This is a genomic window from Noviherbaspirillum suwonense (genome assembly GCF_900182955.1).
In the GTDB taxonomy this organism is placed as follows: Bacteria; Pseudomonadota; Gammaproteobacteria; order Burkholderiales; family Burkholderiaceae_D; genus Noviherbaspirillum_A; species Noviherbaspirillum_A suwonense.
Genome location: NZ_FXUL01000002.1, coordinates 101,584 through 124,376, shown reverse-complemented (window position 1 = coordinate 124,376; position 22,793 = coordinate 101,584). Strand labels below are relative to the sequence as shown.

General features: G+C 64.6%; 21 protein-coding genes. 9 read left to right on the top strand and 12 right to left on the bottom strand.

Features of this window, described 5'->3' with window-relative positions; translation table 11 throughout:
• Window positions 1-99 precede the first annotated feature (99 nt).
• The 7 genes from QOL82_RS03790 to QOL82_RS03760 form a co-directional block, all read right to left on the bottom strand.
• Complete coding sequence (locus QOL82_RS03790; protein WP_283440912.1) at window positions 100-804, bottom strand: ABC transporter ATP-binding protein; 705 nt, start codon at window positions 802-804, stop codon at window positions 100-102.
• The gene (locus tag QOL82_RS03785) at window positions 801-1,568 is read right to left on the bottom strand and encodes an ABC transporter ATP-binding protein (RefSeq protein WP_283440911.1); all 768 of its coding nucleotides are present in this window, start codon (window positions 1,566-1,568) and stop codon (window positions 801-803) included. The genes QOL82_RS03790 and QOL82_RS03785 overlap by 4 nt, the downstream gene beginning before the upstream one ends.
• Window positions 1,565-2,884 (bottom strand): branched-chain amino acid ABC transporter permease, encoded by a 1,320-nt coding sequence (locus QOL82_RS03780; protein ID WP_430438431.1) that lies wholly within the window; start codon window positions 2,882-2,884, stop codon window positions 1,565-1,567. Before QOL82_RS03780 ends, QOL82_RS03785 begins: the two co-directional genes overlap by 4 nt.
• Window positions 2,881-3,828, bottom strand: a complete 948-nt coding sequence (locus QOL82_RS03775; RefSeq protein ID WP_283440910.1) for a branched-chain amino acid ABC transporter permease — start codon at window positions 3,826-3,828, stop codon at window positions 2,881-2,883. Before QOL82_RS03775 ends, QOL82_RS03780 begins: the two co-directional genes overlap by 4 nt.
• A 397-nt stretch (window positions 3,829-4,225) precedes the next feature.
• On the bottom strand, window positions 4,226-5,878 hold the full coding sequence (locus tag QOL82_RS03770; RefSeq protein WP_283440909.1) for a 3-(methylthio)propionyl-CoA ligase: 1,653 nt from the start codon (window positions 5,876-5,878) through the stop codon (window positions 4,226-4,228).
• A gap of 109 nt (window positions 5,879-5,987) precedes the next feature.
• Window positions 5,988-6,581, bottom strand: coding sequence for an HD domain-containing protein (locus QOL82_RS03765; RefSeq protein WP_283441264.1), 594 nt, complete (start codon window positions 6,579-6,581; stop codon window positions 5,988-5,990).
• A 64-nt stretch (window positions 6,582-6,645) separates the two neighbouring features.
• Window positions 6,646-7,422 carry a class II aldolase/adducin family protein gene (locus QOL82_RS03760; RefSeq protein WP_283440908.1) on the bottom strand — a complete coding sequence of 259 codons (777 nt, stop codon included), beginning with the start codon at window positions 7,420-7,422 and terminating at the stop codon, window positions 6,646-6,648.
• A gap of 133 nt (window positions 7,423-7,555) precedes the next feature.
• On the opposite strand from QOL82_RS03760, the gene QOL82_RS03755 reads away from it, so the two are divergent.
• From QOL82_RS03755 to QOL82_RS03725, 7 genes are all read left to right on the top strand, one after another.
• Complete coding sequence (locus QOL82_RS03755; RefSeq protein WP_283440907.1) at window positions 7,556-8,362, top strand: Crp/Fnr family transcriptional regulator; 807 nt, start codon at window positions 7,556-7,558, stop codon at window positions 8,360-8,362.
• Window positions 8,359-9,864, top strand: coding sequence for a protein adenylyltransferase SelO (locus QOL82_RS03750; protein WP_283440906.1), 1,506 nt, complete (start codon window positions 8,359-8,361; stop codon window positions 9,862-9,864). The genes QOL82_RS03755 and QOL82_RS03750 overlap by 4 nt, the downstream gene beginning before the upstream one ends.
• A 21-nt stretch (window positions 9,865-9,885) precedes the next feature.
• A complete protein-coding gene (gene msrB, locus QOL82_RS03745; RefSeq protein ID WP_283440905.1) occupies window positions 9,886-10,287 on the top strand; it encodes a peptide-methionine (R)-S-oxide reductase MsrB in 402 nt (133 codons plus the stop codon).
• Window positions 10,288-10,299: 12 nt separating this feature from the next.
• On the top strand, window positions 10,300-10,920 hold the full coding sequence (locus QOL82_RS03740) for a septation protein A (protein WP_283440904.1): 621 nt from the start codon (window positions 10,300-10,302) through the stop codon (window positions 10,918-10,920).
• On the top strand, window positions 10,917-11,207 hold the full coding sequence (locus QOL82_RS03735; protein ID WP_283440903.1) for a BolA family protein: 291 nt from the start codon (window positions 10,917-10,919) through the stop codon (window positions 11,205-11,207). Before QOL82_RS03740 ends, QOL82_RS03735 begins: the two co-directional genes overlap by 4 nt.
• A gap of 55 nt (window positions 11,208-11,262) precedes the next feature.
• A complete protein-coding gene (locus QOL82_RS03730) occupies window positions 11,263-12,039 on the top strand; it encodes a foldase protein PrsA (RefSeq protein ID WP_283440902.1) in 777 nt (258 codons plus the stop codon).
• Between the two features lie 313 nt (window positions 12,040-12,352).
• The gene (locus tag QOL82_RS03725) at window positions 12,353-13,150 is read left to right on the top strand and encodes an ankyrin repeat domain-containing protein (protein WP_283440901.1); all 798 of its coding nucleotides are present in this window, start codon (window positions 12,353-12,355) and stop codon (window positions 13,148-13,150) included.
• Between the two features lie 35 nt (window positions 13,151-13,185).
• On the opposite strand, the gene purL is transcribed toward QOL82_RS03725, so the two are convergent.
• Window positions 13,186-17,205: a phosphoribosylformylglycinamidine synthase gene (gene purL, locus QOL82_RS03720; protein WP_283440900.1), complete on the bottom strand. Its 4,020-nt coding sequence runs from the start codon at window positions 17,203-17,205 to the stop codon at window positions 13,186-13,188.
• A 220-nt stretch (window positions 17,206-17,425) separates the two neighbouring features.
• On the opposite strand from purL, the gene QOL82_RS03715 reads away from it, so the two are divergent.
• Complete coding sequence (locus tag QOL82_RS03715) at window positions 17,426-17,824, top strand: MbcA/ParS/Xre antitoxin family protein (RefSeq protein ID WP_283440899.1); 399 nt, start codon at window positions 17,426-17,428, stop codon at window positions 17,822-17,824.
• Window positions 17,811-18,590 carry an RES family NAD+ phosphorylase gene (locus tag QOL82_RS03710; protein ID WP_430438430.1) on the top strand — a complete coding sequence of 260 codons (780 nt, stop codon included), beginning with the start codon at window positions 17,811-17,813 and terminating at the stop codon, window positions 18,588-18,590. The genes QOL82_RS03715 and QOL82_RS03710 overlap by 14 nt, the downstream gene beginning before the upstream one ends.
• Here QOL82_RS03710 and QOL82_RS03705 read toward each other — a convergent pair.
• The 4 genes from QOL82_RS03705 to QOL82_RS03690 form a co-directional block, all read right to left on the bottom strand.
• Window positions 18,580-19,437 carry an SDR family oxidoreductase gene (locus QOL82_RS03705; RefSeq protein WP_283440898.1) on the bottom strand — a complete coding sequence of 286 codons (858 nt, stop codon included), beginning with the start codon at window positions 19,435-19,437 and terminating at the stop codon, window positions 18,580-18,582. The genes QOL82_RS03710 and QOL82_RS03705 overlap by 11 nt on opposite strands.
• Before the next feature lie 291 nt (window positions 19,438-19,728).
• Window positions 19,729-20,307 carry an S-(hydroxymethyl)glutathione synthase gene (gfa, locus tag QOL82_RS03700; protein WP_283440897.1) on the bottom strand — a complete coding sequence of 193 codons (579 nt, stop codon included), beginning with the start codon at window positions 20,305-20,307 and terminating at the stop codon, window positions 19,729-19,731.
• Window positions 20,308-20,412: 105 nt separating this feature from the next.
• Window positions 20,413-21,522, bottom strand: a complete 1,110-nt coding sequence (locus QOL82_RS03695; protein ID WP_283440896.1) for an S-(hydroxymethyl)glutathione dehydrogenase/class III alcohol dehydrogenase — start codon at window positions 21,520-21,522, stop codon at window positions 20,413-20,415.
• Window positions 21,523-21,792: 270 nt separating this feature from the next.
• The gene (locus tag QOL82_RS03690) at window positions 21,793-22,761 is read right to left on the bottom strand and encodes an IS5 family transposase (RefSeq protein ID WP_283441262.1); all 969 of its coding nucleotides are present in this window, start codon (window positions 22,759-22,761) and stop codon (window positions 21,793-21,795) included.
• Between the last annotated feature and the right edge of the window lie 32 nt (window positions 22,762-22,793).

Sequence of the window (22,793 nt, the reverse complement as noted above, 5' to 3'; positions counted from 1 at the left end):
TGGAACTGCACTGACCACTGGTAACGCAAATTGATTTTAGCGACTTTCAATTAAATGCCAACCGGTTTCCCTGCCTCCTTCCCCACCTGTTTCAGACGATCACACCTCCAGCCATTCCCGCCGCACAGCGGCATTGGCCCGCAGGTCGTCCGGCGTGCCCTCGAACACGATGGAGCCATGCCCCATCACGTAGACCCGCTGCGAGATTTCCAGCGCAATGGCGAGCTTCTGCTCCACCAGCAGCACCGAGATACCGCGCTCCTTCAGGGTTTTCAGGTAGTCGGCCACCAGGTCGACGATCTTCGGCGCCAGCCCCTCGGTCGGCTCGTCGATCATGATCAGGTCCGGGTCGCCCATCAGCGTGCGGCACAGGGTCAGCATCTGCTGCTCGCCGCCGGACAGGACGCCGGCCGCCGTGTTCTGGCGCTCCTTCAGGCGCGGGAACAGCTGGTACATGTCGTCCAGCGACCAGCGCGATTTCTTGCCCTTCTTCTCGCCCAGGATCAGGTTCTGCTCGACCGTCAGCGTCGGGAAGATGTCCCGGTTTTCCGGCACGTAGCCGAGCCCGCGGTAAGCGATCTGGAATGCCTTTTCGCCGATGATCTCCTCGCCCTTGAACTTGATGGAGCCGGTCGCCTGCACCTGGCCCATGGTCGCCTTGACGGTGGTGGAACGGCCCACGCCGTTGCGCCCCAGCAGGCTCACGATCTCGCCCTCCGCCACCGTCAGGTCGACGCCATGCAGCACATGGCTCTTGCCGTAGTAAGCGTGCAGGTCCCTGATTTCCAGCATTGCCTTGCTCATGCGTGTGCCTCCGCCGGCGCGTGTCCGCCGAGATATGCTTCCTGGACCTTCGCATTGCCGCGAATATTGGCCGGCGTGTCGCAGGCGATCACTTCGCCATACACCACCACCGCGATCTTGTCGGCGAGGCCGAACACCACGCTCATGTCATGTTCGACCATCAGCAGCGTCTTGCCCACCGTCACGCGGCGGATCAGCTCGACCGCGTTGTCCGACTCGGAGCGGCTCATGCCGGCGGTCGGCTCGTCGAGCAGGATGACGTCGGCGCCGCCGGCGATCGTGATGCCGATCTCCAGCGCCCGCTGCTCGGCATAGGTCAGCAGTCCGGCGGAGGTGTTGCGGCGGCGGCGCAGGCCGATCTGCTCCATCACCGCTTCGGCCCGCTCGTGCGCATCGCGCAGGCCGTTCAGCCGGTGCCAGAACGAGTACTTGTAGCCGAGCGACCAGAGCACCGCGCAGCGCAGGTTTTCATACACGGTCAGGCGGTGAAAGATGTTGGTGATCTGGAAGCTGCGCGACAGCCCGCTGCGATTGATCTCGAACGGCTTCATGCCCCGTATGCTCTTGCCATTGAGCAGGATGTCGCCCGAGCTCACGCCGAAGCGGCCGGAGATCAGGTTGAACAGCGTCGACTTGCCGGCGCCGTTCGGCCCGATGATGGCGTAGCGCTCGCCCCTGGGCACCTGCAGCGTGGCGCCGCGAATGATCTCGGACTTGCCGAAACTCTTGCGCACTTCCTTCAGTTCCACCGAATACGCGCTCATGCATGCTCCTTGCGAATCATTTCCTCGATCTCCAGGTTGGCTTCATCCCATGTGTGCCGGAACGCCGGCCGTGCGCGCACGAACAGGAAGAGACCGACCGCAACCAGCGCCAGCGCAATCAGCCAGCCGCCGATGCCGGCGGCGTCGACCTGCATGCCGAACAGCCGCATCATCGTGCCGTTGGCGGACTCCAGCGTCAGGTGGTACAGCATCTCGATGATCATCACCGCGCCGACGCAGGCGATCAGCGTCGCAACTACCATCGACAGCAGCCGCGGCCAGACCCTGGCGAAGCGTTTATAGACCATCAGCCGCACATTCATCATCAGCAGGCTGGCGATGCCGCCCGGCGCGTACATCACGATGATGATGAAGAACACGCCCAGGTAGAGCTGCCAGGCCTTGGTGAAGTCCGACAGCAGCACCGTCAGGAACACGCCCACCACGGCGCCGATCAGCGGGCCGAAGAAGAAGCCGACGCCGCCGATGAAGGTGAACAGCAGGATCGCGCCAGAACGCACCGCGCTGACGTTTTCCGCGGTGACGATCTCGAAGTTGATGGCCGCCAGCCCGCCCGAGATGCCGGCGAAGAATGCCGACAGGATCAGCGTCAGGTAACGCACCCACTGCGTGTTGTAGCCGATGAACTCGACCCGCTCCGGGTTGTCGCGCACCGCGTTGATGATGCGGCCCAGCGGCGTCTGCGTGAACGCGTACATGCCGACGGTGCTGATGAAGAGCCAGAACGCGATCAGGTAGTACACCTGGATCTGTGGCCCGTAGGTGATGCCCAGCACCGGCTGGCCCATCACGCGGTTGGTCGAGATGCCGCCCTCGCCGCCGAAAAAGGCCGGGAACATCAGCGAGCATGCAAAGACCAGTTCAACGATGCCCAGCGTGATCATCGAGAACGTGGTCCCCGACTTCTTCGTGGTCACGTAGCCGAACAGCACGCCGAACACGGCCCCGAAGATGCCGCCGACCAGCGGGATCAGGGACACCGGGATCGGCAGGCTGCCGCCGCTGGCAAGGTTCATCGCATGGATCGCGAAATAGGCGCCGAGGCCGGAGTACACCGCGTGGCCGAAGGACAGCATGCCGCCCTGTCCCAGCAGCATGTTGTACGACAGGCCGAAGATCATCACGGTGCCCATCTGGCACAGGATGGACAGCGCGGCGCCCTTGTTGAAGATCAGCGGCGCGACGACCAGCAGGACGACAAACACGGACCAGACCAGCCAGCGGCCCAGGTTGATCGGCGCGAAGCGCATCGTGGACGTGGTTGCGGAAGTAGTGGAGCTTTGCATGGTATTCATCCTTCCCTCGTTCCCATCAGGCCCTTGGGCCGGAATATCAGTATCAGCACCAGCAGCAGGTACGGCAGGATGGGTGCGGTCTGCGCAATCGTCAGGTTCAGCACCGAGAAGCCCAGCGTGTCGGGTCCGACGTTGAGGCCGAAGCCGGAGAACACGCTCAGCAGCGAATAGTCGAGCGCTACCGCGAAGGTCTGCAGCAGCCCGATCAGCAGCGAGGCCACCAGCGCGCCGGCCAGCGAGCCCATGCCGCCGACCACCACGACCACGAAGATGATGCTGCCCACTGTCGCCGCCATGCCCGGCTCGGTGACGAAGGCATTGCCGCCGATGACGCCGGCAAGCCCGGCCAGCGCGCAGCCGCCGCCGAACACCAGCATGAAGACGCGCGGCACGTTGTGGCCCAGCGCCTCGACCGCGTCCGGATGGGTCAGCGCGGCCTGGATCACCAGCCCGATCCGGGTCCGGGTGAGGACCAGGTAGATCGACACCAGCATCAGCAGCGCGATGAACATCATGAAGCCGCGATACATCGGGAAGGTGGTGGTGTAGAGCGTGAACAGCGGCCCGTCCATCTCGGCCGGTATCGGGTAGCGCACCGCGGCGCGGCCCCAGATCAGCTGGACCACCTCGACGATCACATAGGACAGGCCGAACGTGAACAGCAGCTCGGGCATGTGGCCGAACTTGTGCACGGTGCGCAGCCCGTAGCGCTCTACTAGCGCGCCGACGACGCCGACCAGCAATGGCGCGATCACCAGCGCCGGCCAGAAGCCGATCTTGGCGCTGATCGTGTAGGCAAAGTAGGCGCCCAGCATGTAGAAGCTTGCGTGCGCAAAATTGAGCACGCCCATCATGCTGAAGATCAGCGTCAGGCCGGATGACAGCATGAAGAGCAGCAGCCCGTAGGCCAGGCCGTTAAGCAGCGTGAATATCGTGAATTCCATCTTTATCCCCTGTTGCAAGTGCATTTACAGGCGGCGTGCGCGCTCGTGCGGCACGCTGCGGCGTTGTATCTCACGGCAGGACTCCGCTGCCATGCAGGCTTTAGGTGGGCGCTGGGCCGGCGGGGAATGGGAACATAGCCGGCGGACATGAGCGCGTGTCCTTATATCCGCGGACGGGGCGAACGCTGCGCGGCAGAACAGGGAAAGGGTAGGTACGGATGTGGGCGATGCGCCCGACATGGCTGCTTCATTGTCTCGTCCTTGTCAGTATTTTTATGGTTTGACTATATCGGTGCGGATGCTGGCTGTAAAGCAGCATACGACTGCGGAAATCACCTAGTCGCCTGCGCAGAAAAATGCTGCGCAGGCAGCTATCGGGACCGTGATGACGCAGCGTTCAGGCAGTCGGCAGGACGTGGTCGCGGAAGGACTCGCGGATGCGGTTCTTCAGCACCTTGCCGGTCGCGCCTATCGGCAGCGCGTCGATGAAGGCGACGTCGTCGGGCGTCCACCACTTCGCGATCTTGCCCTCGTAGAAGGCCAGCAGCTCCTCGCGGGTGACGTCCATGCCCGGGCGCTTGACGACCACCAGCAGCGGCCGCTCGTCCCACTTCGGATGCAGCACGCCGATGCACGCGGCCTGCAGCACGGCCGGATGCGCCATCGCAATGTTCTCGAGGTCGATCGTGCCTATCCACTCGCCGCCGGACTTGATGACGTCCTTGCTGCGGTCGGTGATCTGCATGTAGCCGTCGCCGTCTATCGTGGCGACGTCGCCGGTGGGGAACCAGCCGTCCTCGAGCACATCGCCGCCCTCGCCCTTGTAATAGTCCTGGATGACCCACGGCCCCTTGACCAGCAGGTTGCCATAGGTCTTGCCATCCCACGGCAACTCCTTGCCGGCGTCGTCGACGATCTTCATGTCGACGCCGAAGATCACGTGGCCCTGCTTTTCGAGCATCGCCTGCTGGCCTTCCTCGGGCAGCGCAAGATGACGCGACTGCAGCGTCGCGCAGGTGCCCAGCGGCGACATCTCGGTCATGCCCCATGCATGGACGACCTCGATGCCGTACTTGTGGCGCAGGGTCTTCATCATTGCCGGCGGGCAGGCCGAGCCGCCGATGACGGTGCGCTTGAAGGACGAGAAGGTCAGGTTGTTTTGCGCGACGTAGTTCAGCAGGCCCAGCCAGACGGTCGGGACGCCGGCCGAGAAGGTGACCTGCTCCGCCTCGAACAGGTCGTAGAGCGACTTGCCGTTCAGCGACGGGCCGGGGAACACCATTTTCGCGCCGGTCAGCGGCACCGAATACGGCAGGCCCCAGGCATTGACGTGGAACATCGGCACGACCGGCAGCACCGCGTCGCGGCCCGAAACGTTCAGCGCATCCGGCATCGTCGATGCATACGAATGCAACAGCGTCGACCGGTGGGAATACAGCGCGCCCTTCGGGTTGCCGGTGGTGCCCGACGTATAGCAGAGGCTGGACGCCGAATTCTCGTCGAACAGCGGCCATTCGTAATCGTCGGAATTGCTGTCGATCAGGTCTTCGTAGCACATCAGGTTGGGAAGCGCGCTCTGCGCCGGCATCCGGTCGCGGTCGCACATCAGGATGTAGCCCTTGATGGTCTTGCAGTGCTGCGCCACCGCCTCGATCAGCGGCAGGAAGGTCAGCTCGAAGATCAGGTACTGGTCTTCGGCATGGTTGGTGATGTAGGCGATCTGCTCGGGGAACAGGCGCGGGTTCAGCGTGTGCAGCACGGCGCCCGAACCGGACACCGCGTAATACGCTTCCAGGTGACGGTAGCCGTTCCAGGCCATCGTGGCGACCCGGTCGCCCATCTGCACGCCGAGGCCGCGCAACGCATTGGCGAGTTTCTTCGAACGGGAATGGCAGTCGCTATAGGTATAACGGTGGATGTCCCCTTCTACGCGACGCGAGACGATCTCGTTCTTACCAAAATAACGGTCTGCGTGCTTGATGATGCTGGAGATGAGCAGAGGCTGGCTCATCATCTGGCCCATCAACGGGCTGCGGGGATACTCCGACATCTGGTCTCCTGTTGTGTTGTGCGTGATGTGACGGATTCTGGTACGACCGTACTAAAACCGTCAATCACTTTCGATGCTGCGTCGCGTCAACAGGAGACCAGCGCCAGCTTCACTCGGTGACGCTGCGATAGATCGAGTTTTTTGGCTTCGCCATCACGCGCCGCAACATGGGCTCGAAAAAGCTCAACGGCAGCGTATCGTAATCGGGATCGAAGGCCGGCGCGTCATACTTTTCGCAGAATTCCAGCGTGCGGTCGTAAAGCGGCTGTCCGGCGAACTGGTCGCGCAGGTTGCGGTCCAGGCCCAGGTGATGGAAAAAGTAATAGCCCTGGAAAACGCCGTGCTTCTCGACCATCGCCAGGTTCTCGGCGCTGACGAAGGGTTTCAGGATCGCCGCGGCGATGTCCGGGTGATTGAAGCTGCCCAGCGTGTCGCCGATGTCATGCAGCAGCGCGCAGACCACGTATTCCTCGTCCTTGCCGTCGCGGTGCGCGCGGGTGGCCGTCTGCAGGCTGTGGGTCAGGCGGTCGACCGGGAAGCCGCCGCAGTCGCCGTCGAGCAGCCGAAGATGCGCCATCACGCGGTCCGGCAGCACGGCCGAGTAAGCGCGGAATTCCTTCGAAATGATGGCCCAGTCCTGCGCGGTGCCATCCTGCATGTCGTGGAAGGTGGCGCGGGCTTCCGCAGTTGCCACCGCTTCCATCGAGTCGTTCGTGTTTTCCATCTTGTCTCCTGAATATTCTTGCTGTCGCTTCAAATGGGCCGCATCAGTCGCGCCAGCTCGGGTCGACCTTGTCGAGGCGGCGCAGCAGGCCGGGCCAGGCCAGCATGCCGCCAAGCGACTTGGTCGCGGCTTTCGACTGGGCCATCGCGCCGTCGATGATCTGCTGCGGAATGTGGATCAGTTCGCCGCCGCCGGCCTGCGCGCGGACCTGGATGTTGCAGGCGTTCTCGAAGGTGTACATGTTCAGGAAGGCGTCGGCCACGGTCTTGCCGACGGTCAGCAGGCCGTGGTTGCGCAGCATCAGGAAACTGTTGCGGCCCAGGTCCTGGACCAGGCGCGGCTTCTCTTCCTCGTTCAGCGCCACGCCCTCGTAGTCGTGATAGCCGAGGCTCGACAGCACGAAGATGGACTGCTGCGACAGCGGCAGCACGCCGCCCTTCTGCGCCGACACCGCGACGCCGTTCGCGGTATGCGTGTGCAGCACGCAGAGCGCATCGTGGCGCACCGCATGCACCGCGGAATGGATGGTGAAGCCCGCCGGATTGACCGGGTACGGCGAATCATCGAGCTTGGTGCCCTGCTGGTCGATGCGGACCAGCGAGGACGCCGTGATCTCGTTGAACATCAGGCCGTAGGGATTGATCAGGAACTGGTCCTCGGTGCCCGGGACACGCGCGGTGATATGGGTAAACACCAGGTCGCTCCAGCCGAAGTCGGCAACCAGGCGGTAACACGCGGCGAGGTCCTGGCGGACCTGCCATTCCTCGGGCGAGACGCGCTCGCGCAGCGATGGAAATGCCAGTTTTTCAGGTGCGTTCATATCGGTCTCTCTCTTCTCTGTCAAAATAAGGGGCGTACCGGGTTCCGGGCGCGCTTCGGCCGTTCTTCGGGGCCGTGGTCCGCAAGTATCGTCGCATACGCCGCCGCCAGACTGTCAACTCTTTAACATTTGCATGCCCATTCCCGCGAAAACCGATCTGGACAAGGCTGCGCTGCTGCGCGAATCCTGGCTGGCGGACCTCCCCGACGACGTGATTGCCGAAGCCGCCGCCTGCGGCTCGCTCCGGCTTTATGCGGACAGCGAGCTGGTCCATGCGCGCGGCGACGCCTGCGACGGTTTCTACACCATCGCCAGCGGCTCGGTGCGCTTCACCCGCGCCACCGCGGACGGGCACACGACCACGATTGCCGTGATGGAACGGCCCAACTGGTTCGGCGAGATCTCGATGTTCGACGGCCTGCCGCGCACCCATGACGGCCACGCGTCCGGCCCGAGCATCTTGCTGTTCCACGCGCGGACCGACTTCAACCGGCTGCTGATGCGCCATCCGGCGATTTACGAGCGGTTTGCGCGGATGCTGGCGCTGCGGCTGCGGGCCACTTTCGACCTGGTCGAGGAAGCGGCGGTCGCGCCGCTGGCGCAGCGCCTGGCGCGGCGGCTGCTGGAACTGGCGCAGCTGCAGCCGTCGGCGATGTCGGCCGCGGTCATCCCGCGCGGCCGCGAGGTCCCGCTGACGCAGGAAGAACTCGGTCACCTGCTGGGCAAGTCGCGCCAGAGCATCGCCAAGCAGCTGCGCCTGTGGGAGCACGACGGGCTGATACAGACCAACTACGGCCGGGTCTTCATCGAGGACCCGGCGGCCATCACCGCGATCGCCTACCCGGAAGGCCGCAGGCGCCGTCCGGCACCAAGCGCCGCGGCCACGGTCATACCTGCATCCGCCACCGATCCGGCAATGCCTTTGAAGGATATTTCATGAATGTAAGCACACGGCAACGCCCGCTGTTTTCCCTGGATGAATTGCCCCTGGAGAATTCCTACACGTCGCTGCCCGCGTCGTTCTACACCCGCCTGCAGCCGACGCCGCTGTCGCGGCCCTACATGGTCTGCGGCAGCGCGTCAGCGGCCGCCCTGATCGGGCTCGATCCGGCCGAATTCGCCCGCCAGGAATTCATCGACGCGGTCAGCGGCAACCGCATCCCGGCCCAGTCGCAGCCGCTCGCGGCCGTCTATTCGGGCCACCAGTTCGGCGTCTGGGCGGGCCAGCTCGGCGACGGCCGCGCGATCCTGCTCGGCGACATCGACGCGCCAGGCGCCGCGGCGCCGGGCAAGCTCGAGCTGCAGCTCAAGGGCGCGGGCATGACGCCGTATTCCCGCATGGGCGATGGCCGCGCCGTGCTGCGTTCGTCGATCCGCGAATTCCTCTGCTCGGAAGCGATGGCCGCGCTCGGCGTGCCCAGTTCCCGCGCGTTATGCGTCACCGGCTCGGACCAGCGCGTGATGCGCGAGACGCCGGAAACGGCGGCGGTGGCAACCCGGATGGCGCCGAGCTTCGTGCGTTTCGGCAGTTTCGAGCACTGGTTCTACCAAGGCCGCGAGGATGAGCTGAAGCTGCTTGCCGATTATGTGATCGGCCGCTTCTACCCGGAGCTGAAGGACCAGCCGCAGCCGTACAAGGCGCTGCTGGCCGAGGTCACGAGACGCACCGCCGAGATGATTGCCTGGTGGCAGGCGGTCGGCTTCATGCACGGCGTGATGAACACCGACAACATGTCGATACTCGGGCTGACGCTGGACTACGGTCCGTTCGGCTTCATGGAAGCCTTCGACCCGCGCCATATCTGCAATCACACCGACCAGCAGGGCCGCTATGCGTACAGCATGCAGCCGCAGATCGGCGACTGGAACTGCCACGCGCTGGGCCAGGCCCTGCTCCCGCTGATCGGCGACGTCGACGAAGCCAAGGATGCGCTCGCGGTCTACCGGCCGGCATTCGCCGGGAAAATGGATGCGCTGCTGCATGCAAAGCTGGGGCTTGCGACCACGCAGGACGAAGACGGCAAGCTGTTCGACGACATGTTCGGCATCATGGCGGCAAGCCACGTGGACTTCACGCTGTTTTTCCGCCGGCTCGGGGACTTGCGCATCGCCGAGCCGGGGTCGGAGGAAGCCGTGCGCGACCTGTTCATCGACCGCGCCGCATTCGACCAATGGGCAGTACAATATCGCGCCAGGTTGCTCCAGGAAAATAGTAACGATATGCAACGACGCCTTGCAATGCACCAGGCGAACCCCAAATACGTGCTTCGAAACTACCTGGCGCAGCAGGCGATCGAAAAAGCCCAGATCAAGGACTTTTCGGAAGTGCAGAAATTGCTTGCCGTGCTAGAACATCCGTATGACGAACAGCCAGAGAATGAGCAGTATGCCGCGCTGCCGCCGGACTGGGCGAGCGAACTGGAAGTCAGCTGTTCCTCCTGAACGAGACCAAGAAAGGCAATCATGACAGAGAAAGTCAGGAAAACCGATGCCGAGTGGCGTCAGATGCTGGACCCGATGGAGTACCAGGTCACCCGCCATGCCGCGACCGAGCGCGCCTTCACCGGCAAGTTCTGGGACCATCACGAGCACGGCATCTACACCTGTGTCTGCTGCAACACGCCGCTGTTCGAGTCCGACGCCAAGTTCGAGTCCGGCTGCGGCTGGCCCAGCTACTTCAAGGCGATCAACCCGGAGAACGTCGCGGAGAAAGTCGACCGCAGCCACGGCATGGTCCGCACTGAAATCCTGTGCAATGTCTGCGACGCCCACCTCGGCCATGTCTTTCCCGACGGTCCACCGCCGACCGGACTGCGCTATTGCATCAACTCCGCGTCGCTGCGGTTCGACCCGCTACCGGAATAAGGAAAAGAGCGCATGAAGTTTCTGTTCGATATGTTTCCCGTCATCCTGTTCTTCGGGGTGTTCAAATGGGGTGAGGGTCATACCGCTGCCGCGCAGTCGATGGTCGGCGAATACCTGTCCGGCCTGGTTTCCGGCGGCAGCGTCGGACCGGAACAAGCGCCTATCCTGCTGGCGACTGCGGTCGCCATCGTCGCCACGATCGCGCAGATCGGTTACCTGCTGGTGCGCAGGAAGAAAGTCGACGCGATGCTGTGGGTGTCGCTGGCGATCATCGTCGTATTCGGCGGCGCCACGATCTATTTCCATAACGAAGCATTCATCAAGTGGAAGCCCACCGTGCTCTACTGGGTCTTCGCCGTGGTGCTGATCGGCGCGCAACTGCTGATGAACAAGAACCTGATCCGGCTGATGATGAAGGGACAGATCGACCTGCCCGACCCGGTATGGACCCGGCTGAACCTGGCCTGGGCTGCATTCTTCGCAGCAATGGGCGTGATCAACCTGTACATCGCGTTCAACTTCCCGACGTCGACCTGGGTGAATTTCAAGCTCTTCGGCTTCATGGGCCTGATGATCGCCTTCGTCGTCGCCCAGACAATGTTTCTTTCCAAATATGTAAAGGACCCAGGATGATGCCGCCAAACCAGCGCATCGCGCGGATCAGGGCCCTGCTGGAGGCCGGCCTGGCGCCGGTCGAATGCGAGGTCGAGGACGAGTCGGCGCTGCATGCCGGCCATGCCGGCGCGGCATCCGGCGGTGGACATTACCGCTTACGTCTCGTATCCTCGCGCTTTGAAGGGCAACCCCGGGTTGCCAGACATCGCCTCGTGTATGATGCGCTGCAGGACATGATGCAAACCGACATCCACGCACTCGCCATTACCGCGCTGACGCCCGCCGAAGCCGGCGCTGCAACTTAAGCGCCGCGCCGTTACTGATCAACTCCCCATTCATTTCCCAACTCAAGGAACAGACATGACCTTAAAACCCGCTCGCCTGCTCGTTCTTCTACTCGCAACCGCCTCCCTGCCCGCCATGGCCCAGAACCTCGCGGTTGTGAACGGCAAGCCGGTGCCCTCGTCCCGCGCGGACGCCATGATCAAGCAGATGGCGACCCAGGGCCAGCAGGACACGCCGCAGCTGCGCGCGATGGTCAAGGAAGAACTGGTCAACCGCGAAATCCTGATGCAGGAAGCCGACCGCCAGGGCCTGACCAACAGTCCGGAAGTGAAAAACCAGATGGACATGGCCCGCCAGTCGATCGTGATCCGCGCACTGGTCCAGGACTATGTGAAAAAGAATCCGGTCAGCGACGCCGACATGAAAGCCGAGTACGACAAGTTCAAGGCGCAGGCCGGCGACAAGGAATACCACGCCCGCCACATCCTGGTCGAGAAGGAAGAAGACGCGAAAGCCATCATCGCCAAGCTGAAAGGCGGCGCGAAGTTTGAAGACCTGGCCAAGCAGTCCAAGGACCCGGGTTCGGCAGCAAATGGCGGCGACCTCGACTGGGCGCCACCGACCGCCTTCGTCAAGCCGTTCTCCGACGCGATGATCGCGCTGAAAAAGGGCGACATCACCGAGACCCCGGTCAAGACCCAGTTCGGCTACCACGTGATCAAGCTGGAAGACTCCCGTGCGGCAAAAGTGCCGACCTTCGAGGAAGTCAAGCCGCAGATCGCCGAGTCGCTGCAGCAGCAGAAACTGCAGGCGTACCAGCAGGAACTGAAGAAAAAAGCCAAGATCCAGTAAGGTTTTTCCATTGCCGCCGACGCGGCGATGTCTTCAAAGGCCCTGTCTTCGCAAGGAGACAGGGCCTTTTTGCAATGCGCGCCTCAGGAAAGTCACGGAAGCGTCGTTAATTGCATGAATGCACGGAGCCGCCGTGCCGGCCAACCTGTGCCTGCCATCCTGTATCAGAGAACAGGCAGGCAGCCTTGCAGCGCCCGAACCAAAGTCCGTGCGCTGCAAGGCGCATGCGCGGCGGAATTCTGTCGTTCCTCAAACCTGCGGACAATACGACCGCTAGGCTTTAATAGACCGTAGCACTGCGAGGACGCCCGACATGCCTACTGATCCTGCCGCCCTGCCCGGATTCGATGATGCACAGGCGACGCTGCTGTTGCAGCCGCTTTACCGGCGCGCCGGCGGTCGCCGCGCTGCAACGCCGGATGTAATGCTGCGCACGATTGCCGACGACGCCAGCAACCTCCAGCGACTGGACGCTTTCCCGCAAGGATTCGAGGCCGCGGCGATCGCCGTAGTGCAGCGGCATGGCGCACGGATCGACGCCGAGCTGCGGATCGACCTGCTGGCGCTGGCCTGCGAGGCCGGTTACGACGGGCTGGCCGCGACGCTGCTGGCGGCCCGCATCGCCTGGCGCGACGGCGACCGTTTCCAGTGCATGGCGCTGGCGATCCGGTCGCGCCGGCCAGCGCTGGTCGGGCTGCTGCTCGACGCCGGCATCGACGTGCGCACCCGCAGCGCATGCGGCGCGACGCTGCTGGTGCAGGCGATCGATGCCGGTGACACCGGCATCGTCCAACTGCTGCGCAATGCCGGCGCCGTCGCCGACCCGGATGGGCAGGCGCTCGCGGCCGCTGCGGTGAGCGGCGATCCCGACCTGCTCGGGATGTGCATCAGCGACGGCGCCACCAGCGCCGCGCTCGCGAACGCGCTAGACCATGCGGCCCATGCCGGCCAGTACCCGGCGCTCGTCATGCTGCTGCAGGCGGGGGCGGCGGCCGAGCCGGCGCTCGGACACGCGATGAAGCGCGGCGACGCCGAGGCGGCGGACCTGATCAACGGCGCGCTTGCTGCACGTCTGCTGGCGGCTGGAAATATCGTTTCCCAGCCCGTATAAACCGCGCAGGCGCGGAACGGGCCGGCGTCCCGTCCCTACCCGACCCACACCCGCGCATTGCGGAACATCCGCATCCACGGCGTGTGCTCGCCCCAGCCGTCGGGGTGCCATGACTGCTGCACGGTGCGGAACACGCGTTCCGCATGCGGCATCAGCACCGTGAAGCGGCCGTCCGGCGTGGTCACCGAGGTGATGCCCTGCGGCGAGCCGTTCGGGTTGTACGGATAGGCTTCGGTCTGCGCGCCCTGGTTGTCGACGAAGCGCATCGCCACCAGCGCGTCGCTCAGGCTGCCGGTCTGCGTGAAGTCGGCATGGCCTTCGCCATGCGCCACCGCGATCGGCGCCTGCGTGCCGGCCATGCCCTGGAAGAAGATCGACGGCGAGTCCGCCACCTCGACCATTGCAAAGCGCGCCTCGAACTGCTCGGAGCGATTGCGGGTGAACTTGGGCCACGCATGCGCGCCGGGGATGATGGACTTCAGGTTGCTCATCATCTGGCAGCCGTTGCAGATGCCCAGCGCAAAGGTGTCGTCGCGGTTGAAGAAGAGGGAGAATTGCTCGGCCAGCTGCATGTTGAACAGGATGGTCTTGGCCCAGCCCTCGCCCGCCCCCAGCACGTCGCCGTAGGAAAAGCCGCCGACCGCGATGGCGCCCTTGAAGTCGGCCAGCCGGGCGCGGCCGGAAATCAGGTCGCTCATGTGGACGTCGACCGCGTCGAAGCCTGCCTGGTGCATCACGTAGGCGGTTTCGATGTGCGAGTTCACGCCCTGCTCGCGAAGGATGGCCACGCGCGGCCGCGCGCCGGTGGCGATGAACGGGGCGGCAACGTCCTGCTCCATGTCGAATGCCACCCTGGGCGTGATGCCGGGGTCGGCGGTGTCGTCGATGCGGTTGTACTCGGCGTCGGCGCAGGCCGGGTTGTCGCGCAGCCGGGCGATGCGCCAGCTGGTCTCGCTCCATGCCTTCTGCAGCGCGCTGCGCGGCGCCTTGTAGATCACCTTGGCGTCGCGGGTGAACTCGATCGCATCCCGCGGGTTGAGCTTGCCGATGATGTGGCTGCAGGCCCCGAGATTGAATTCGCGCAGCACGTTCATCACGTCCGAGCGCTGGTCGGCCCGCACCTGCAGCACGGCGCCCAGCTCTTCGCTGAACAGCGCGCGCAGCGTCATTTCATTGCGGCGTTCGCCGACCTGGCTGGCCCAGTTCTTCGAGTCGCCCCAGTCGGACGCATGCTCGCCCTCCATCGCCAGGATGTCGAGGTTGACCGACACGCCGGTGCGTCCGGCAAAGGCCATCTCGCACAGCGTCGTGTAGAGGCCGCCGTCGGAACGGTCGTGGTAGGCCAGCAGATGGCCTTCGGCGTTGAGCCGCTGGATCGCGGCGAAGAACGCCTTCAGGTCGTCGGCGCTGTCGAGGTCCGGCGCGTCATTGCCGACCTGCTGCATCACCTGCGCGAGGATGGAGCCGCCCATCCGGTTGCGGCTGCGGCCGAGGTCGACCAGGATCAGCGCGGTGTCGCCGAGGTCGGTGCGCAGCTGCGGCGTCAGCGACTTGCGCACGTCGGTCACGCGGGCGAAGGCCGAGACGATCAGCGACACCGGCGAGGTCACCGACTTTGCCGTGCCGTCGGCTTCCTTCCAGGTCGTGCGCATCGACAGCGAGTCCTTGCCGACCGGGATGCTGACGCCCAGCGCCGGGCACAGTTCCATGCCGACCGCCTTCACCGTGTCGAACAGTGCCGCGTCCTGGCCGGGCTGGCCGCAGGCGGCCATCCAGTTGGCCGACAGCTTGACGTCGGACAGCGACGCGATCGGCGCGGCGGCGATGTTGGTGATTGCCTCGCCGACCGCCATGCGGCCCGAAGCCGGCGCGTCGATGACGGCCAGCGGCGTGCGCTCGCCCATCGCCATCGCTTCGCCGACATGGCCTTCGAAGCTCATCGTGGTGACCGCGCAATCGGCGACGGGCACCTGCCACGGGCCGACCATCTGGTCGCGCACGGTGGTCGCGCCGACGGTGCGGTCGCCGATGGTGATCAGGAAGGACTTGTCGCCGACGGTAGGCTGGCGCAGCACGCGCAGAGCCGCTTCCTCCAGCACGATGCCGGTCAGGTCCACCGGCGGCAGGCTGGCGGCGACGCGGGCGACGTCGCGGTGCATCTTCGGCGGCTTGCCGAGCAGCACGTCCATCGGCATGTCGACCGGCTTGTTGTCATGCTGCGGGTCGATCACCTGCAGCTGGCGTTCCTCGGTTGCGTGGCCGACGACCGCGAACGGGCAGCGTTCGCGCTCGCACAGGTACTGGAACAGCGCCAGGCAGTCCGGGGAAATCGCCATCACATAACGTTCCTGCGACTCATTGCTCCAGATTTCCTTGGGCGCCATGCCGCTTTCTTCCAGCGGCACGCGGCGCAGGTCGAAGATCGCGCCACGGCCGGCGTCGTTGGTAATCTCGGGAAAGGCGTTCGACAGGCCGCCGGCGCCGACGTCGTGGATGGACAGGATGGGATTGGCGTCGCCCATCGCCCAGCAGGCGTTGATGACTTCCTGCGCGCGCCGCTCCATTTCCGGGTTGCCGCGCTGGACCGAGTCAAAGTCGAGGTCGGCGGTATTGCTGCCGGTCGCCATCGACGACGCGGCGCTACCGCCCATGCCGATGCGCATGCCCGGCCCGCCCAGCTGCACCAGCAGGCTGCCCACCGGCAGCGCTTCCTTCTTCGTATGCGCGGCCGAGATGTTGCCGATGCCGCCGGCGATCATGATGGGCTTGTGATAGCCGTAGACGGTGCCGCCGACGTTCTGCTCGTAGCTGCGGAAATAGCCGCCCAGGTTGGGCCGGCCGAACTCGTTGTTGAATGCGGCGCCGCCGAGCGGGCCTTCGACCATGATCTGCAGCGGCGAGACGATGCGCTCCGGCTTGCCGTAGATGCCGCCCTGCGCATGCGGCGCGCGGGCGGCCGGCGGTTCTGCCGCATCGCGGGCGTTTTCCCAGGGCTGCACCGCATGGGTCAGCATCAGGTTGGAGACGGTGAAGCCGGTCAGTCCGGCCTTGGGCTTGGCGCCGCGGCCGGTGGCGCCCTCGTCGCGGATCTCGCCGCCGGCGCCGGTGGAGGCGCCGGGGAACGGTGCGATCGCGGTCGGGTGGTTATGGGTTTCCACCTTCATCAGGATATGGGTCAGCTCTTCGCTGGCCTTGTAGACATTGCCCTCGGCCGCGCCGCGCGGATAGAAGCGCTGCACGTTCGCGCCTTCGATCACCGAGGAATTGTCGCTATAGGCGACGATGGTGCCCTCGGGATGCAGCTGGTGGGTATTGCGGATCATCGCGAACAGCGACTTGTCCTGCGCTTCGCCGTCGATGGTCCAGTCGGCGTTGAAGATCTTGTGCCGGCAATGCTCGCTGTTGGCCTGCGCGAACATCATCAGTTCGACGTCGGTCGGGTTGCGGCCTGCCCTGGTGAAGGCGTCGAGCAGGTAGTCGATCTCGTCGTCCGACAGCGCCAGCCCCAGCTCGGTGTTGGCCGTTTCCAGCGCGTCCCTGCCGCCGGCCAGGTCGACGAATGCCAGCGGCTTCGGCGCGAGTTCGCGGAACAGGCCGGCCGCGTCGTCCGCGCTGCGCAGCACCATCTCGGTCATGCGGTCATGCAGCACGGCTGCCACCGGCCCGGCGCTGCCTTCCGCCAGCCGGCGCGCGCCGCCCAGCAGGCCGGACTTCACCTGGATGCGATAGGAAACGCCGCGCTCTATCCGGTGGATGTGCTCCATCCCGCAGTTGTGCGCGATGTCGGTCGCCTTGCTGGCCCACGGCGAAATGGTGCCGAAGCGCGGGATCACGACGAAGATATCGCCGTCCTGCTCTGCGGCAGCCGGCTCGCCGTAGGTCAGCAGCGCGTCGAGCCGTGACACGTCGTCGTCGCCGAGCGTGCGGGCGCTGTCGATGAAATGCTGGTAGCGGGCGGAGACGGCGGTAATCGCCGGGTCGATGTCCTGTAGCTGGGTCAGAAGGCGTTGGGCGCGGAAGGCGGACAGGGCATTGGAGCCCGGCAAAATCAGCATGGCGAGAAGGAAGTTGATGCACTGCGGCTCGGTCCTGCGTCCACGGTGCGGGGTTGCGTCGGGAAACCGCGATTATAACCGGCGGCACCATGAGTTGCCCTGTCCAGCCGGAGCCGGCAATCGGGCGCGAACGTGAACGCCAGGAAAACACTGGACATCTTGACCAACCCATGATAGGTTTCTCCAGAAATAAAACGCACGATTATTTCAACAGAAAGGAATGGAAATGAAAGCCGTGGCCGACCGACCAGCAGTGCCGCAAGTCCATCCCGACGCCGGCGCTACCCTGAGCAAGGCAGTGCGCAATGCCGCCAGCCTGCTTGAAATCCGCCAGAACGCGTTGGCCCGCATATTGGGCGTGAGTACCGCCACCGCCTCCCGGCTCTGCGCCGGCACCTACCAGTTAAGCCCGGAACGCGGCAAGGAATGGGAACTCGGCATCCTGCTGGTGCGACTGTTCCGCTCGCTGGACGCCATGGTCGGCCACGATGCCGATGCAAGGAAATGGCTTACTTCCGACAACCTCGGCCTCGGCCAGGCGCCGCTAGCGATGATGGAAAGCGCGGAAGGCCTGGTCCGCGTGCTGCATTACGTCGACGCCCACCGTGGCAGGATCTGAGGCGGTGGCCGACACCCTGGCGGCGCATGCCGCGCCGTTCAGGCTCGACCTGTGGCGCGCGGTGGAAGCGCAGCACAAGATCGCGACCATGGTGCTGGTCGATACGCTGGACGAACAGGCCTTGCTGGAAAGTTTGCTCGACCAGTCAAAGCCAGCGCTGGACGAGTCCCTGCGCCGCCTGCACTGGCTGCTCTTCACCCCGTTCCGCTATCCGCCACTGCCGTCCGGCTCGCGATTTCGCGGGCCGGCCGAACCGGGCGTCTTCTACGGCGCCGACGAACGCCGCACCGCATGCGCCGAACTCGGCTACTGGCGCTGGCGCTTCCTGATGGACAGCCCGGCGCTGGACGGCATCGGCCCTATTCCGCAGACCCTGTTCCGCACGCCGGTCGCCGGCCGTGGCATCGACCTGCGCCTGCCGCCGTTCGACGGCCGGCGCACGGCCTGGACCGATCCCGCCGACTACGCGGCCTGCCAGGCAATCGCGCGCACGGCCAGGGCCGAAGGCATCGAGCTGATTCGTTATGCATCGGTGCGGGACCCGCAGTCGGGCGCCTGCGCGGCCGTGCTTGCGCATGCGGCCTTCGCCGCCAGCCAGCCGGCGGAGACCGAGATCTGGATGCTGGTGGTGGCCCGTCAGCACGTGATCTGGCGCCACAACTCGGTGTTCGACGACACCGCCTTCGAGTTCGACGCCACCGCCTGGACCGGCGGGCCGCCGGCCCCGCCGAATCCGCCCGGTACGTCGAGTCCGCTCAGCCGTTGATGATTTCGCCGCCATTCGGGTGCAGCACCTGGCCGGTCATGTAGCTGCCGCCATCGGACGCCAGGAACACGTAGGACGGTGCGACTTCCTCGGGCTGGCCGGGACGCTTCAGGGGCACGCTCTGGCCGAAGCTTTCCACCTTGTCGGGCGTGAAGGTCGACGGGATCAGCGGCGTCCAGATCGGCCCCGGCGCCACGCCGTTCACATGGATCTTCTTTTCGGCCAGCGCCTGCGACAGCGAACGCGTGAACGCGACGATGGCGCCCTTGGTCGATGAATAATCCAGCAGCTGCGGGCTGCCGCGGTATGCGGTGACGGACGTGGTGTTGATGATGCGCGCGTCTTCCTTCAGGTGCGGCAGCGCGGCCTTGACCATGTAGAACATCGAAAAGATGTTGGTGCGGAAGGTCTTCTCCAGCTGCTCGGCGCTGATGTCGAGGATGGACTCCTGCGGATGCTGTTCCGCCGCGTTATTGACCAGCACCTCGAGATGCCCGAGGTCGGACAAGGTCTGCTGCACCGCCTCCTGGCAAAACGACTCGTTGCCGATATCGCCGGCGATCAGCACGCACTTGCGGCCGGCCTGCTCGACCAGGCGGCGGGTCTCGGCCGCATCCTCGTGTTCGTTGAGGTACACCACGGCCACGTCCGCGCCTTCCTTGGCGAAGGCGACGGCCACCGCGCGACCGATGCCGCTGTCGCCGCCGGTGATCAGGGCCACGCGCCCTGCCAGCTTGCCGCTGCCCTGGTAATCGGGAGGGATGGTGTTCGGCTGCGGCGTCATCTGCTGCTGCGACCCTGGCTGCTGGTCCTGTTCCTGGGGCGGCACACTACCTGGTTCATTCATCCTGGGTTCCTTGGCTGGTCTGAGAAGATTGCGGAATGGATGCGCCGGCAATGCGGCGCGCATTCGGAATCCTACGGTTTAATGCCGGGCCGGTCTGTCGGACAAAACTCGAATCGCAAGTAGGAAAAGCAGGGCTGACTGAAGGAAACAAGCGGAAAGAAACGGAGATAACCGGTCCCGCAGCGGCTGCGGAAGCAGCCGCGAGACGCAAGGACGGGCAAGCGACGCTCTGCGCACGATGCCGTCGGCCCGTGAAGCCCGGCGCCGCCGCAGGCGCGCCGGGCCGTTGCGTCAGGCCGCCAGCTTGCCTGCCGCCTTGGCGACGTGGGTCGAGATTGCGTCCATCAAGGCTGGCGACAACGCGTCATACGGCTCCAGCCCCAGTTCCTTGAGCCGCGCGCGCACCGCGGCCATGTTGTTGGGATTGGCGCCCGCCTCGATGATGGACGAGACGAAGGCCGCGAACTCGGGCGCGGCCCAGCCCTCCTCCGACGACAGCTCGGTATGGATGAAGTCCAGCCCATAGAACGGGTGCTGCTTGTTCTCGATGCGGCCGAACATGTGCACGCCGCATTCCTTGCACGCATGCCGCTGTATCGTCGCGCTGGGGTCCACGATGTACAGCTTGTCCTCGTTGGCGACGACCTTGACCTTGTCGCGGGAGACCACCGCCACCTGCGAGAACAGCGCGCCGGCTGGCTTCCAGCAGCGGGTGCAGCCGCATACATGGTTGTGGGCGGTCTGCGCGCCGATCTCGACCTCGACCTTGTTCTGCGCGCAATGGCATGTCAGCCTGCCGCCGGCGAAATTGGGCGCCGCCGGCTTGATGCCATTGTCGACCGCGGGATGAATCTTGACGTCACTGCTCATTGTTGCCTCCTGGTTTATGTTTGCTGCGTTGTCCGCGCCGGCAGGCCGTCCTGCGCCCGCCGGCCCCCTTCCACCACCAAACGCGCGGCCCGGATTGCCGCCCGCTCAGAACGTGACGACCGAGCGGATCGACTTCCCTTCATGCATCAGGTCGAACGCATCGTTAATCTTTTCGAGCGGCATCACGTGCGTGATCAGGTCGTCGATATTGATCTTGCCCTCCATGTACCACTCCACGATCTTGGGCACATCGGTGCGGCCGCGCGCGCCGCCGAATGCCGAGCCCTGCCAGACGCGGCCGGTGACGAGCTGGAACGGGCGGGTCGCAATTTCCTGGCCGGCGCCGGCGACGCCGATGATCGTGCTCTTGCCCCAGCCCTTGTGGCAGCACTCCAGCGCCTGGCGCATCAGGTTGACGTTGCCTATGCATTCGAAGGTATAGTCGGCGCCGCCCCGGGTGAGGTCGACCAGGTAAGGGACGATGTCGCCCTCGACCTCTTTCGGATTGACGAAGTGGGTCATGCCGAACTTGCGCGCCAGCTCCTCGCGGGCCGGGTTGATGTCGACGCCGATGATCATGTTGGCGCCCACCATGCGCGCGCCCTGGATCACGTTGAGCCCGATGCCGCCGAGGCCGAACACCACCACGGTCGAGCCCGGCTCCACCTTGGCGGTATAGATCACCGCGCCGATGCCGGTGGTGACGCCGCAGCCGATATAGCAGACCTTGTCGAACGGCGCGTCCTCGCGGATCTTCGCCAGCGCGATCTCGGGCACGACCGTGTAGTTGGCGAAGGTCGACGTGCCCATGTAATGGAACACCTGCGTGCCGCCGAGGCTGAAGCGGCTGCTGCCGTCCGGCATCACGCCGCGCCCCTGGGTGCTGCGGATGGCCTGGCACAGGTTGGTCTTGCGCGACAGGCAGTATTCGCACTGGCGGCATTCCGGGGTATAGAGCGGGATCACATGGTCGCCCGGCTTCAGGCTGGTCACGCCGCTGCCGACCTCGACCACGATGCCCGCCCCTTCATGCCCGAGGATGGCGGGGAACAGGCCTTCCGGGTCGTCGCCCGACAGGGTGAACATATCGGTATGGCAGATGCCGGTGGCCTTGATCTCGACCAGCACCTCCCCCGCCCGCGGCCCTTCCAGCTGGACCGTCTCGATGGTCAGCGGGGCGCCCGCCTTGTGGGCTACTGCGGCTCTCACGTCCATTTAAAGCTCCTTCAACATAAAAGGACAGACATCTCGGGACTGCTCTGATTTCGAAACACGATGCTGCGATGTGTCATGTCTATCGAACAGTTCGGCAGGAAAATTGTCGTTTGCGCAAACGGCCAAGTTGACCTAAGGCTACGCTGAACAAGCCTGCTTTTATCCGTTTGCGAAGTTTATAAAGTAGGATTTGGATAAAAGGACGGGTCCAGTGCCCTGTCTATCGTCCTTACGGGCGGCTGCTGCAGGCTTTTCAGCCTGCTTTGCCCACTATGGGCGTCCTGGTGCCATCAGCCGATGGCGCGCCAGGTAAATATTGGCCAACGCCAGCGCCGTAAAGGCCCGGCCGGCATTTTTAGCCAAGCCGCGATAGCGCACCTTCGAGAAGCCCCACAGCCGCTTCACCACGCCAAACACGTGTTCCACCCGCGCTCGGATTTTCGACTTGCTGCGGTTCTTTGAGCGCTTAGCTTCATCGACTTGGCCGGCTTTGCGGACACGTTCGTTTGTAAAATCTTTCGCTTTCGGTGCCTTGCCACGGATCAGGCCCTTCTGGCTGGTATAGGCGCTGTCGCCATAGACGCGTCGTTCCTGCCCATGCAGCAGGTCGGGCAACGGGTGCTTGTCATGGATATTGGCCGGCGTCACCACAGCGCTGTGCGCCAGGCCGCTCTGGCTGTCCACCCCAATATGCAGCTTCATACCGAAATACCACTGCTTGCCTTTCCGGGTCTGGTGCATCTCGGGATCACGCTGCCGGTCGGCGTTCTTGGTCGAACTCGGCGCGGCAATAATCGTCGCATCGACAATCGTGCCGGTCTTGAGCGTCATGCCGCTGCCCTGCAGTACACGGCCTACTTCTGCAAACAAACGCTCGGCCAGCTTATGCTGCTCCAGCAGGCGGCGGAATTTGAGCAGTGTGGTCGCATCCGGCACCGGCTCACTGCCCAGGTCAATGCCGGCAAAGCGGCGCAGACTGGCGCTGTCGTACAGCGCTTCCTCGCACGCCAGATCAGCCAGGTTGAACCAGTGCTGCAGGCAATGAATGCGCAGCATACGCTCCAGCCCGATCGGTGGTCGCCCATTTCCCTTCTTAGGATAATGCGGCTCGACGACCGCGCACAATGCGTCCCAGGGAACAACCCGGTTCATCGTCTCCAGAAACGCATCGCGCCTGGTCGGCTTGCGATGCCGTTCAAAGCCTTGGTCTGCTGCCATTGCCAGAGTCTGCTGCTTCATCATTCGTTGCCGCGGTCTTTGTTATTGCCCTC